Here is a 14,042-nt window from a genome sequence, read left to right as displayed (position 1 = left end):
TATCACATATTTTATTTTTCTTACGCCTTCGCCGCCTCTTCCATCAGCCGCAGCATCAGCCCAACACTGCCGACATTGTATCCGGCATATGCGCGTCCGCCGATATTTCCCGGCAGAACAAGGATCAGAAGAGGAAGCTTTTCTGCATCAATTCCCATTTTTTCGGCGATGACCGGTGCATCGTCCGCCGGGTCAAGGTAGAGGGACATGTTGCGGATCGCCGCGCGGGCTTTCCGGAATGTTGCATTTTCCAAATCAGCCTTTGTGCGAAGCACGGCAGCCATAGCAGCGTCTTTTGCATTCCACCTTTCTGCGATCTCGATCAGTTCGTTCAGAACATGTTCTGTCGGCTCCTCGCCGGTTCCGAGAAATGCCAGCAGAATCGGACCGTCTTTTGTGAGATCATTCAACGTACAATCCGTTCCGTCCAGATCCTCCAGCCGAATTTTGGGCAGTTCGATGTGCTCTAACAGCTCATCCAGCTCTTTTTTCACGGTTTCCAGATAAATCTCTTTTGCTTCTCCCGCCTTCAGTTCAAACACGCGGTATGCGGCATGTTGGTCACCGTTCGGCATACGCATACTTGTAATCAGACGATAGCAGCCCGGCTCCAGGGTCAGATCCAGTGTTTTGCCATCGAATGCGATGTCTTCGTAATTCAGCGTCTCAAACACCGTTCCGTTCCACTTTCCGATGGTCCACGTCTGATAGTATTTCCATGCGCTTCCATCCTCCGCACGCAGTGTCAGAACCGCACTTTCCGTTTCCTCCTTCAAAACAGCTGCTTCTGTTTCCACACTGTGGAATTCCCCATCACGGTAATACTCCGGCTCCAGGGTCACCGGATTCAGTCTTGCCGCTACATTGAGACTCCGGCAGATTGCCACAAACAGAATCTTCTGCGCCAGCGGACTTCCCTGTTTCATCGTAAGGACGCCGACCGGCGTTGCCATGATTGTATCATACTCTTCTTCTGGATGGAAGGTAATATTCTTCTTAAGATAATCCAGGATCCGTTCCGGCTGCTCCGCAAAGCTGCGTTTTGTCTCTTCCTCAAAAAATCCGCGGATCATGCTCCGATATGGCGTCAGCTCCTCGAGGAAAATACGCGGGCAAAGAAGATCCTTCCTGAAAATCTCCTCTGGAAGATCCCCCTGCTCACAGTCGAGATGATCCTCTAAAACGGATGCCTTCAAGTCCTTCGCATCCTTTAATTCCAGCGAAAACAGCAGCTTCTTCCGGTTCGGATTTTCATCTTTGGAAAGGAATGTATAAACCTCCTCAAAATTCTCTCCTGCCCGGTGGAAAATCTCTTCCGCTTCCGGATACGCAGCAGCTTTTTTCTCATCAAAGCATGCTGCAAACCGTGCCTTCCGAAGCCGTTCCGCCTCTGCCATCCGTGCCGCATTGCGCTCCTTCTGCTCCTTTGTGGCAACGACATTCCGTACCGGCACCTCCTTCGGTGCCCGGATTTCCAGCGTCTGCCACGTATCATCCGCTGACGGAACCGCCTCTTCCTGCAGCACCAGTTCCAGCGAATCTTCCTCCTCTATCCTCATCATGGCTTCTGCCCGGCGTATTCCGTCAAATGCCCGTACCCGGATATCGCCAAGGCCAAGTGTCATCTGAACTTCTCCGTCCGCATCCGCAATCATCACTGCAGCCGGGAAAAACTCTGCCATATTCAGGATTTCAACCGCAATATGCGCTCCTGCAGCCGGTTTTCCATTCTCATCCTTCACAAGAATCTTCACCAGCTTCGTTCTGCCATAAAAATCTGTATGGTTAAAGTAGTACAGCGCTCCTTCTTTTCCAAGATACTCCTCGTTACTTTCCTTCACATAATCCGAAAAGTTCCGCGTATGAATCAGAATTGCCCGATTCGCCGGACCGGAAAACCAGCCGGTATCCAGCACCTCTTCCGGCTCGCAGGCGCCGAGAAAATGCCACTCGCCGTCCACAAACACCTCAACCCATGCATGATTGTCATCACAGTGCGCCCATCTTGGTGTATAGACCTGCCGCGCCGCAATACCGACACTCCGATACGCCGTAACTGCAAACGTTGACTCCTCGCCGCAGCGTCCCTTTCCGCTCCGATACATCGTCATCGGAGATGCCGTTCTGCTGTCCGTCGCCTCATACGTTGCATGCTCCGCACACCAGTAATTAATCTCCAGAATTGCCTCCCAAAGACTCATTCCGGCTACACGCCCCATAATCTGCTCGTAAAAAAACGGTCTGCAGTCCGTAATATCCTCGGAATTGATCCGGTCATACAGCACATAATTTACAAACACATCCTCCGGCAGTTCCTTACACCATGCCACCTTCTCCCGCAGCATCAGCGCATGCTTCACGTACGAAAGAAAAAGGTTAAATCCATATTCTCCCGCATCCCTTACCGGCATCGTACCATACAGAAACTTCATCAGCACAACCTCTTCTTCACTGCACTGTTTCAATTTTTCTTCGATAACAGGCATCACCGGAGCCAGAAGCTCTCTCCGTCCCTCAAATTTTTCCGTTGCATATTTTTTCAAATTTTCTGAGATCATGATTCTATCTATCCCTTTCTCTTTTTTCCTATCCGTCTCCACAACGTACATCCGCCCACCGGCGGCAGACGCCATGTGAAAAAGGATTCCTTGCGATTTTTCAGGAACACCGGAGCGAGGAGCCTTTTCACATACCGGCTGTGGGTCACTACGCTACATATTTTTCTTTATAAATGAAAGTAATTCTCCGCTGGGATCGCATTTATACTCCCAGAACATAATGCCCCCCATGCCCTTTTCTTTCAGGTACGCAATTTTCACCCCAAGTGACTCGCAGTCCTCATAGCTGATAAATGTTTCCCCGTCAAACAGATACGGAACCTTTGCCTGCTCATCCCAATACCGGATAAATCCCCTCTTTCCGATCCAGCTCTCTTTGAGCTCGCCATAGTCACCGCCATATCCTCCGACCGTCTCTGCTTCCATTCCAAGCCCGTTGCGGCATCCGGCGCCTTTTACTCCATCCCATTTTCTGGAATAAAACGGTACGCCAAGAATCAGCTTCTCCATTGGAACGCCTGCATTTACAAAACCGTTCACTGCCTTCTGCACACATGCATCAAACAAATTTCCCTCACTGTGATACAGCGCCGCATGATGTCCCGTCACCTTCTGGAAACCGCCCTGCAGATCATACGTCATCAGCTGCACATAATCCAGATACCGGGAGGCCTCCTTCATATCTGTCTGCAGTGCAAAGTAAACATCTCCGCCGACTGCTGTCGTTACAAGCATGCCTTCTCTGTACGCGTCCAGTGTCTTCCGAAGCTCCGCCAGAAGCAGCGTATAATTCTCTTTATCCGATCTGTCCGACGCAATTCCTGCCAGCGATGTGCCCGGATACTCCCAGTCAATGTCAATGCCGTCCAGACCATACTCCTTCACAATTGCAAGTGCACTCGCAGCAAACCGCTCTCTTCCCTCTTTTGTTCTTGCAGCCTGGGAAAAGCCGTCTGCTCCCCAGCCGCCTACGGACAATACAATCTTCAGCTCCGGGTTGCTTTTCCGAATGGATACTATTCCATCCCGTGCATCCTTTGCATCCCATACAACTTCTCCGTCCCGGATCAGACCAAATGCAATATTGATCACGGTAAGTGCCCGCACATCCTCTTCTCGCATATGATTTAAATCCGCCGTATTTACATAGCCAATTATTCTCTTCATCTCATAAGCTCCTCTGTCCGAATCGTTTTACTCATTAAATGTTACGACTTCCCCGTGTCCCAGATTGTAGGTGATCTCATCCTCAAGCTCCACCTTCACAACCGTTGCAAACGGATGAATGCTCATCTCTCCGGCCCAGATCCAGAGCGTTCCCGGAATGCCGCTCCATGGAAGTGAACCTGTGTAGGAGAACCGGAGCTCCTCTCCCGTATGCAGAACCGTCACCCTTTTTACCGGTGTTTTAATGCCTTTCACACACAGTGTCTCCTGCGGCTTATCATAGACGAAAAGATACATCGTCTTCTTATCCGCCGAAATCGTGCTTCCGCCGAGGAAATGATTGTAATCCAGTCCTTTTTCTGTTCCAAATACCGCTTCCTTATGGTCATGAATCCATCCGCCCAGATCCAGAAGAACTTTCTCCTGGCGTTCATCCAGCGTTCCGTCCTCCTTCGGTCCGATATCCAGCAGCATTCTTCCTCCAAGGGTGATACAGTCGCAGAACATGCGCACAATCTGACCGCTGCTCTTGTAATCATTGTCCGATGGACGATATCCCCAGGAATCGTTGATTGTCGTACAGAATTCCCACTCGCCTTTCGGTCCGTACAGCGGAATTCCCTGCTCCGGTGTCTCATAATCTCCATAGCCCTGCATTCTCGAATTCAATACAACGTTCGGATTCAGGGTATGCAGATATTCCCTGAATTCCGGCATCTTCCACTGTGCCGCGCTCCGTTCCCAGTCACCATCAAACCATAAAAGATCCACCGTTCCGTAATTTGACATCAGTTCTTTTAACTGATGATTGTTGAATTCCAGAAACTCCTGCCATTTCTCCGGCTCCTCCTCTTTTCCGGCCGGGGAACCATAGATATCGTTCAGACAGTCTTCTTTTTTCATTCCTTCCGGGTAAACCGTGCGGTACCGCGGATCCGACCAGTCGATCAGCGAATAATAAAGGCCGACCTTCAGACCTGCCTCACGCATGGCAGCTGTATACTCTTTTACAAGGTCGCGCGCTGCCGGTGTTTTCTTCACAACACTTAAATCACTGTATCCGGTATCAAACAGTGCCACGCCGTCATGGTGCTTCGCTGTCATAACCACGTACTGCGCACCTGCTTTTTGAAACAGCTCCGCCCATTTTTTCGCATCAAACTTCGATGCTGTAAAGCCTTCACACTGTTTCATGTAATCTTCATAAGAAATATTTCCGTTGTGGAACGACCATGACTCTGACACATCACCCACCGCATAAATCCCATAATGGATAAAAATGCCCAGCTTCGCGTTCCGAAACCAGTCCTGCATCATCTCTTCCAGCTCCTCCTTTTTTTGTACTCCCGGATTAAAAGACTCCGGGCATAGCTTTTTTATCCGATCTAATTACCCCTTTATTGTTTCTTCCCATTATATCAGTTCTTGCCCAAAAAGAAAGGCATATTACCGTTTTACACTGTAATATGCCTTTTTTCACGCCACAGGAAATATCGTTACCTTTTCCTGTTTATTTCGCGATTTCCTCGATACCCTGAGTTGCTACCCAGTCCTCAAGTCCCAGAGAGTACATACCATCTACATAAGCCTGCCAGTCAGCATCGTTGTCAATGTCAAGCTCGCCGCATACGAACTGCGCCTGCTGCTGCTCAAAGAAATCTTTGATTGCTGTGTTCGTATCAGAGAAGGTATCAATTTTATCCAAGTCAATCCAGTAGGACGGAATAATTTCTTTGGTCAGATTTGCCTCATAAGCTTCCTCTGTTGCTTTTTTCTCATCATACATCGGATGCTCTTCTACAAACTCGAAGTCTACCGGCAGATATTTCGGCAGAGACTGCGGCCACAGATTGCCCCAGGAATATTTTTCCTGATCTTCCTCAGACAGTGTGGTGGTGTCAATCGCATGGTATCCGTCATCCTCTTTGTTTACAATCACACCAACCGGTCCTCTGTTGCAGCCGATGCCGTTCTCCAGTGCGAATGCATTGTCAAACCAGCGGCAGATGATTTCCGGATGCTCTGCCTTGTTTGTGATGACAGCCTGGGTTCTGTATACGCTGAAGCCTTCCGTATCGCGCAGCCAGATTCCGTCTTTGTCTGTGTTCAGAACAGGCATGGAGTCGAAATCGCCTCTTTCCTCTGCAGCCGGGATTCCGGTAAACTCGTTGCTTCCGTATGCGATGGAAACGCCGTACAGGTCCTGATTTCCTTTACCTTCCCATGTGGAGCTGTCCTGTGTGTAAAGCTCTACGTCTACGAGTCCTTCTGCATACAGTTTGTGGAACCAGGAAAGGAACTCACGGTATGTATCGCTGACACCGCCGTAAACAACCTTTTCATTCTGGATTGCAATACCAAGTTTGTTCATCGGAAGTCCGAAGTAACCGGCCATAGCCTCGATATGTTTGTTGTTCGGGTCGGTAGAGAACGGGATTTCATCGGAAGCGTCACCGTTGCCGTTTGCATCCTGCTCTTTGAAGGCTTTCAAGACTGCCTCAAACTCGTCTGTAGTGGTCGGCATGCTCATGCCAACATTCTCCAGCCATTTCGTATTGATGTATGGGCTGTATCCAACGGTTGTATCGGTACATACGTACGGAATTGTGTAGATGTGTCCGTCCGGTGCTGTCATTTTTTCTCTTACACCCGGCAGATCCAGGATCGCAGAAATGTTCGGGCAATATTTCTCAAAATAATCTTCCAGCGGAATGAATACGCCCTGGTTTACACCATAGGTGAGGATTGCATTATCGCTTAAGGTCCATCCGCCGATCACATCCGCGTAATCTCCGGAGTTCAGATCCAGATTCAGTCTCTCCGTTGCTGTTTCGTATGGATAAATTTTCAGGTCAACGTCTACATTGGTCTGTTTTTTGAACTCATCGAGCATGATAAACTCGCCGGATTCGCTGGAATCATCGCAGAAGATGGAGAAGGTGTAATCTCCCTCGTCTACCAGCGGAAGACCTTCCTGATACATAATGCCGTTTACTTTTCCGTCCTCATCCACGGTGTCGTTTGCTGCGGATGCTGCGGATGCTGCAGAAGCACTCTTTGCCGAGCTGCTTCCATTATCACTTCCACATCCGGTAAACATAGATGCCACCATTACTGCAGTTAAAACTGCTGCGACTGCTTTTCTTTTCATGATTTTTCCCTCCTGTGTTGTTCCGGCGGCATTTTCCCGCCGGAAGCGCTTTTGCCTGTCCGTTGTCCGGACTCTTTATTTACATACCGCCGTTTCCCGTGCGGCAGATAAATCGTTAAAAAAACTTCTTCTTGTAAATCAACCCTTCATGGATCCGATCATAACACCCTTTACAAAGTGCTTCTGCACCAGTGGGTACATAACCAGAACCGGGATACTGCTGATGATGATCAGCGAGTATTTCATAACGTCGATCAGCTGCTGTTTTTCCTGCAGTGCTGCTCTTGCTGCCGCAGTTGTTGCTGTCTGGGACAGCGCGGTCTGGTTCGTGATCAGGATGTTACGCAGAACCAGCTGCAACGGATACTTTGCTTTGTCCGAAATATAAACGAGTGCTGAGAAGTATGAGTTCCAGTGACCGACACCATAGTACAGAACCAGAATTGCGATGATCGCTTTGGAAAGCGGAAGTGCAATCTGGAAAAAGAATCTCGCCTGGGTGCAGCCGTCAATTTCAGCTGCCTCATACAGCTCTTCCGAAATGTTCGACTTGAAGAAGGTTCTTGCCACGATCATGTTGTATACGCTTAAGCATCCCGGAAGAATCAGTGCCCAGATCGTGTTCAGCATCTGCAGTCTCTGAATAACCAGATAGGTAGGGATCAGACCGCCGCCGAAGAACATGGTGATCAGGTAAAAAATGGTGATCGGTTTCTTTCCGGAGAAATTGCTTCTGGAAAGTGCATATGATGTCGGAAGCGTTACGATCAGGTTGACCATGACACCGCAGAAGGTGATGATCAGGGAGTTTAAAAAGCCTCTCATAACCTGGTCGTTTTTAAATACTTCTGCGTAGCCCTTCAGGGTAAATCCGATCGGGTGAAGCAGTACTTTACCACTCGATACGGCGCTTGGCGCACTGATGGATGAAATGATAACCCAGTACAGCGGATATGCCACAACAAACAGAACCAGCGTCAGGATAATGAAGCAGGCTGCGTCAAAAACGACGTCCTCTTTGCAGCGTTTTATTTTCTTTTTTGTCACTGCGGTATTTTCTTTACTCATGTTTTTGTTTCCTCCTACCACAGGCTGTTGCCCGAAAGTTTATCAGATATCGTATTGACAATGATCAGCATAACCATGTTTACGATGGTGTTGAACAGACCGATTGCTGAAGAATACGACATATCGTTGTTGATCAGACCGACCTTATAGACGTAGGTGGAAATGATCTCGGATACACTGGCATTCAGGTTGTTCTGCAGAAGGAAGGCTTTTTCGAAGCCGACGGAAAGAATGCTTCCGCAGTTCATAATCAGAAGAATGGTCGCGGTCGGCATGATCAGCGGAAGGTCGATGTGACGGATCAGCTGTAATTTCGTTGCGCCGTCTACCTTTGCCGCCTCATGCAGCTCCGGGCTGATGCCGGCGAGTGCTGCGAAGTAAATAACAGAGCTCCATCCTGTACTCTGCCATACGCCGGTCCACACATAAATGTGTCTCCAGTAGGCTTTTTTCGCCATGAAGTTGACCGCCGGAATTCCGATTGCTTCCAGTACGTGGTTGATAACACCGACGGACGGAGACAGGAACAGAATGATCATACCACACATAACTACGGTGGAAATGAAGTTCGGCGCGTAGGTGACGGTCTGGATCACTTTCCGGTATCTCTTATGGCGGAAGGAGTTCAGCATCAGTGCCAGGATGATCGGAATCGGGAATGATACAACCAGTCCGTACAGACTCAGGATCAATGTGTTCTTGATGGTGGAAGCAAAGTATGGAGAGTTGAAGAATCTCTCAAAGTAGTACATGCCTACCCACGGGCTCTTTGTGATTCCGGCTGTCGCATTAAAGCGGCGGAACGCGATCTGTACACCATACATCGGAATGTAGCTGAAGATGAATGTCAGGATTACGCCCGGAACACAGAAAAGCCAAAGCGAGATGTCTCTCTTAAAGGCGCGGATGGTGCGGCCTTTTTTCTTTGCTTTTGTTGGTTTCTCTTTCATTTCTCTCTTGTCCTCCCTTTTAAAGGTTTCGTGTTTTCCTTGATTGGAGCATCCCTTGTCGTGAACATTTTGAACATTTTGCTTTCGCATCATCCTCGCATGCTGCTTCTTTTTTGTACAACTGCCACAATCAAATCTGTTATTTAAGATTTATCCAACACTGTTTTGATGAATTTATTTTACATTTTGTTTCCTTATTTGTCAATTAATTTTTGAACACAAATATTATTTTGTTACTTTTACGCAATTTAAACCGATACTTTTTAAGCACTTTTCCCATAAATTCTCCTGTTTTTCCCTTTGTTTTTCGTTTCACGGCATCGGAGCATACGATCCATTTATATTTTTATCCATTTTTTGCAAACAAAAAGAAGGAAGCTATGTTTCTTTATTTTGTAATATAGTTTCCTTCTTTGTTCATTTTTATTATATTTTTATGTTTTTTCGTCCGTTCTTACATTTCCGTCACGTTTCCAGTCCACCATTTCTCTGCTCCATCTTCAAGCATCAGCTCGTACTCATGGCAGATGACCTCTGGTTTTCCCGGAATCTGGACAAAATTCAGCTCCTCTTTTGTAAGATGGAACACAGCTTCTTTTTTCTCTCCCGGTGCAAGTGCAATTCTCGTAAAGGCTTTCAGCTCTTTGATTCTTGCCACAACGCCGCCGGAACGTTTCCGCACATACAGGCACGGAACGGAAGTTCCGGCCATATTTCCGGTATTTTCCACGGTAAAGGAAACAGAAATACCATTTTCTTCTTTTGTTACGGAAACATCACTGCCGGTAAACGTTGTGTAGGATCTTCCTTCTCCGAAGGTATGCAGCGGCTGGCTTGTCATATCACAGTACGCCGGGGCAACGGAAGTCCGATAATTGTAGCATACCGGGATCTGTCCCACGTGGCGTGGCATAGAAACCGGAAGACGGCCGGACGGATTGCTGCTTCCATAGAGAAGCTCAGCAACTGCCCTGCCTCCCATCGGTCCCGGGTAGAATGCATATAAAACGGCATCGGAAGCATTTTCGATCTTCTCGATACAGTATGCTCTTCCGGCAATTACAACCGTTACCAGTGGTTTGCCAAGGCGGGCAAGTGCTGCAATCAGTTCTTCCTGCGCGGCCGGAATGTGAACCTTCGCGGTGTCCATTCCCTCGCCGCAGTCCATCGAACGGCTGCCCGTTCCCTTCGAGGCTGCTCCGTTTGCATCGAACACAGCTCCTCCAAACCGTGAGGAGGAACCGCCGACAACGGCCACGATCACATCGCTTTCTTCTGCAAGTGCCATCGCTTTTGCTTTTTCATGCTCATCCGCCTCGGAAAAACCGGACCCCATCGCATAAGAGACTTTCACGCCATCCGGTGCTTCCTGCTTCATGCCCTGCAGAACCGTGACGCACTCGCTTTCCGGCACCGGCGGAGTATAATCGCCGAGCATACAGTAACGGTCTGCCGCATGGTAGCCGATCACTGCTACTTTTTTATATTTCTTTGCAAGCGGAAGCACCGTCTTTTCATTTTTCAGAAGCACAGCAGACTCCCGCGCCAGTGCAAGAGATACCTCCGGGATGCCGGCTTCTTCCGGGGAAAGCATGTTTTCTTCCATATAAGGATGCTCGAACAGACCTTTTTCAAATTTCAGTTTCAGAACGCGGAGCACCGCCTCATCGATCTGGCTCTCCTCCAGAAGTCCCTGATCAACCGCCTCACCGAGACGGCCAAAGGCTTCATCCCACAGGCTCACATCAACACCGGCCTTTCTTGCCGCAACGGCTGCATGCAGCGTATCCCCCTCTGTGTTTTTCAGGAAATCGACAGCCAGTCCGTCTGCCATCACAATGCCGTCAAAGCCCATCTCACCGCGCAGTACATCGCGAAGCAGCCATGCATTTCTGTGGCAGTACACGCCGTCGATCTCGTTATACGCCGCCATGATTCCTTCCACACCGGCTTCGCAGCACGCTTTTGCAGACGGAAAATGGATTTCACGCAGCTCACGCTCCCCGATTCTCGCCGCACTCGCATTCACACCTCCGGTCGTCTCGCCCTGGGCGCAGAAATGTTTTGCCACGCTGCCGACGCCGGTCGACTGCATGCCGGTCACGGCTGCTTTTGCCATTGCGGCTGCAAGGCATGGGTCCTCAGAGTAGCACTCTTCACTTCTTCCCCATCTCGGATCACGCGCCATATCAAGTGCCGACATCAGCGCCAGCTCCACATGACCGCTCTTTAACTGCTTTCCGCATGCCTTGTAGCCTTCCGAAAGAAGCGCCGGATCAAACGTTGCTCCGGCAGCCAGGTTGACCGGAAGCAGACCTCCTCCGAGTGCCTGATGGCCATGGGGGCACTCGCTGCTCATCATCATCGGAATGCCGAGGCGGGAATGTTCCATGACGTAGTGCTGTACCATATTGTAGGCTTTCGCGGAGAGTTCCGGCACGATTCCGGTCTTCTCGTCCTTATCTGCCCACGGGTCGGCACGGTACAGGCCGTACAGAACCCCCAGTCCGCCCATGCGCTCTACTTCTTCTTTGAATTCGTCGGTCAGGGTAAATTCCTCTCCCTGCCGCTCATAGATCCGGAATCCGTACAGACGCTGATTGAGCTGTCCCACTTTTTCCTTTAATGTCATCCTTCCCAGAAGATCCTTTGCTCTCTCTTCCGGTGAAAGGGCTGTATTCTGATATGCTTCCATCTGATTTTCCTCCTTATATGCTTTCTGCCCGGCCGTTTTCTTCCTGCCGGTGTATTTTTGATCTGTTTCCCCCAAAATTCTCTTATGAAACGGCTTTATTGTATCTCATTTTTTTACTTTTGTCCACAATAAGTTATATTTCGTTCATTTTTGTTCATTTTTCATGTTGAAATTTATTACTTTTAGTGTTATGATACCTTTCGCTACTAAATTTTGCAAATTACAAAGGGAGGTTTTTACTTATGAGCAAAAACATCACGATTCCGGTTCCGGCTGTCCCGTTTGCACCGCCAGTTTATACCTGCCACCGCGCAAAAAAAGAGTTCCATCTGGACGGAAATATCAACAAACCATTCTGGGAGGACGCACCGTATACCGATGAATTTCTGGATATCCAGGGCAGCCACATGCCGCTTCCGCGTTTTGTCACCCGCGCAAAAATGCTCTGGGATGATGAAAATCTTTACGTTGCTGCCGACCTTGCCGGCGATGAAATCTGGGGTCATTTAACAGAACGCGATTCTGTCATCTACTTTGACAACGATTTCGAGATCTTCGTTGACCCGGATTCCGATACGTACCATTACTATGAATTTGAAATGAACGTTCTGAACACGGTATGGGATCTGTTTCTCGCAGAGCCGTACCGCGACGGCGGCAGCGGCCTCAATGGCTACGATATGCACGGCCTTCGCACCGCTGTCCATGTGGACGGTTCCATCAACGATCCTTCCGCTGAAAACAAAGGCTGGAGTGTTGAGGTTGTGATTCCGTTCTCCGCTCTCTACGAATACCAGAAAGAGCGCCGCGCACCGAAAAACGGAGAATTTTACCGTATGAACTTCTCCCGTGTGCAGTGGAATGTGGATGTCAAGGACAACACTTACGTAAAACGCACCGATGAAAACGGAAATGTTCTCCCGGAAGACAACTGGGTATGGGCTCCGACCGGCGTCATCAATATTCATTATCCGGAGCTGTGGGCTTTCGTCTTCTTCTCCGAGGACCGCGAGGATGCTCCATGCGACAGCACCATTCCGGAGGACGAGTATCGCAAATGGGAGCTCCGCAAGCTGTATTACGCAGAAAATATTCTGTTTGAGACAACCGGCTCCTACAGCAGCAGCCTCGATGAACTGCAGAAAACGCTGGATGCGTATGCACCGAACGACTGGAATAAATCTGTAAAAGATCTTGGATATACCATTGAAACCACCAGCCGTACGTACCTGATTTCCTGTCCGAGTGCCGATCGTGCACATCTCCTCCTTCTGTATTCCAACGGAAAGGTTGAAAAAATTACACTTTAAGCGTATAATATCGGTTAGTAGTTAAAATTTGTAACAGGATCGGTTGAAACTATGAAAAAAGTCACTTTACAGGAAATTGCAAATTCCCTGGGCATCTCCCGGACCACCGTCTGGAAGGTGTTCAGCGGACACGAAGGTGTCTCCGATTCCCTGCGCACCAAGGTCATCGCCAAAGCCCAGGAGCTTGGCTATGCCATCCCGGAAGATTTTCAATATCCTTCCAGCGCGGAGGAGACCACGCCGGTCAACATTGCAGTTGCCGTCTGCAGACCGGAAACCTCACTTTTCTGGATGACCATCATCCACCAGATTGCAAAAGTATTTTCAACACACAATGTCAATCTCGTTTACACGTATCTTCCGACTTCGGCGGATAAAACGTATTTTCTCCCGCCCACACTTACAAACGGAAGCGTCCACGGCATCATTGTTCTGAACGTGTACAACGAACGTCTTCTGCGTCTGCTCGCAGAGACACAGATTCCCAAAGTGTTCCTGGACACTTCCTCCCTCGTATCCCCGGATGAACTGAACGGCGATCTTCTCCTGATGGAGAGCCGGAACAGCGTCCGCAATATTACCGCCCATCTTCTCGAGAAAGGATGCACTCTTCCGGGCTTCATGGGTGATATCGGCTACGCACAGTCCAACCGCGAACGCTATGAGGGCTTCTGCCAGGCACTGATGGATGCCGGAAAAACACCGAATCCTTCTCTTTGCCTGACCACACCGCTTGGGATTGACTCCTACCGCGAGGAAATCGATTCTTTCCTTTCCTCCCTTTCCCGCATGCCGGACGCTTTTGTCTGCGCCAGCGACTACGTTGCCTGTATTCTGATGCAGCTTCTTGAAAAGCGGGGACTGCGCGTGCCGGAGGACGTTGCCGTATCCGGCTTTGACAACAATATCGAGGATCTTCTGGCAGAAAATCTGACTACCGTTCAGGTCTTCAATGAGGAGCTCGGCTCCCGCCTGGCGCTTCAGATTCTTTACCGGATCAAATATCCGCACACGCCGCATGAAGTCACGTATCTGGAATCCAAAGTTCTGTACCGCGCTTCCACCGGCGACTGATGCATCCGTTTTTTGATTTTGCTTTTTGAAAAGACACCGTATTTCCGTTTTTCGGATACGGTGTCTTTT

Annotated in this window: 9 protein-coding genes; 2 read left to right on the top strand and 7 right to left on the bottom strand. The window is 49.2% G+C overall.

Annotated elements, in window-relative coordinates; genetic code table 11:
• Positions 1-20: 20 nt before the first annotated feature.
• From DWX26_RS09520 to DWX26_RS09490, 7 genes are all read right to left on the bottom strand, one after another.
• The gene (locus DWX26_RS09520) at positions 21-2,558 is read right to left on the bottom strand and encodes a transglutaminase domain-containing protein (protein WP_117762197.1); all 2,538 of its coding nucleotides are present in this window, start codon (positions 2,556-2,558) and stop codon (positions 21-23) included.
• A 153-nt stretch (positions 2,559-2,711) separates the two neighbouring features.
• Positions 2,712-3,725, bottom strand: a complete 1,014-nt coding sequence (locus DWX26_RS09515) for a glycoside hydrolase family 18 protein (protein WP_117510263.1) — start codon at positions 3,723-3,725, stop codon at positions 2,712-2,714.
• 27 nt (positions 3,726-3,752) lie between these two features.
• On the bottom strand, positions 3,753-5,051 hold the full coding sequence (locus DWX26_RS09510) for an alpha-L-fucosidase (protein WP_256372493.1): 1,299 nt from the start codon (positions 5,049-5,051) through the stop codon (positions 3,753-3,755).
• Positions 5,052-5,235: 184 nt separating this feature from the next.
• Positions 5,236-6,876 (bottom strand): extracellular solute-binding protein, encoded by a 1,641-nt coding sequence (locus tag DWX26_RS09505; protein ID WP_055264780.1) that lies wholly within the window; start codon positions 6,874-6,876, stop codon positions 5,236-5,238.
• 138 nt (positions 6,877-7,014) lie between these two features.
• Complete coding sequence (locus tag DWX26_RS09500; RefSeq protein WP_022463175.1) at positions 7,015-7,944, bottom strand: carbohydrate ABC transporter permease; 930 nt, start codon at positions 7,942-7,944, stop codon at positions 7,015-7,017.
• 14 nt (positions 7,945-7,958) lie between these two features.
• Positions 7,959-8,894 (bottom strand): ABC transporter permease, encoded by a 936-nt coding sequence (locus tag DWX26_RS09495; RefSeq protein WP_022463174.1) that lies wholly within the window; start codon positions 8,892-8,894, stop codon positions 7,959-7,961.
• A 454-nt stretch (positions 8,895-9,348) separates the two neighbouring features.
• Complete coding sequence (locus DWX26_RS09490; protein WP_147398117.1) at positions 9,349-11,589, bottom strand: glycoside hydrolase family 3 N-terminal domain-containing protein; 2,241 nt, start codon at positions 11,587-11,589, stop codon at positions 9,349-9,351.
• A 242-nt stretch (positions 11,590-11,831) separates the two neighbouring features.
• On the opposite strand from DWX26_RS09490, the gene DWX26_RS09485 reads away from it, so the two are divergent.
• Both DWX26_RS09485 and DWX26_RS09480 read left to right on the top strand, forming a co-directional pair.
• Positions 11,832-12,899: a carbohydrate-binding family 9-like protein gene (locus DWX26_RS09485; protein WP_055221380.1), complete on the top strand. Its 1,068-nt coding sequence runs from the start codon at positions 11,832-11,834 to the stop codon at positions 12,897-12,899.
• Between the two features lie 51 nt (positions 12,900-12,950).
• Positions 12,951-13,973: a LacI family DNA-binding transcriptional regulator gene (locus DWX26_RS09480; RefSeq protein ID WP_055221378.1), complete on the top strand. Its 1,023-nt coding sequence runs from the start codon at positions 12,951-12,953 to the stop codon at positions 13,971-13,973.
• The last annotated feature ends 69 nt before the right edge of the window (positions 13,974-14,042 follow it).

The sequence above is a fragment of the Blautia sp. AF19-1 genome (assembly GCF_003479155.1).
GTDB lineage: Bacteria > Bacillota > Clostridia > Lachnospirales > Lachnospiraceae > Fusicatenibacter > Fusicatenibacter saccharivorans.
Note: the sequence above shows the minus strand (reverse complement) of the source record. Positions and strands in the feature narration are given on the sequence as shown.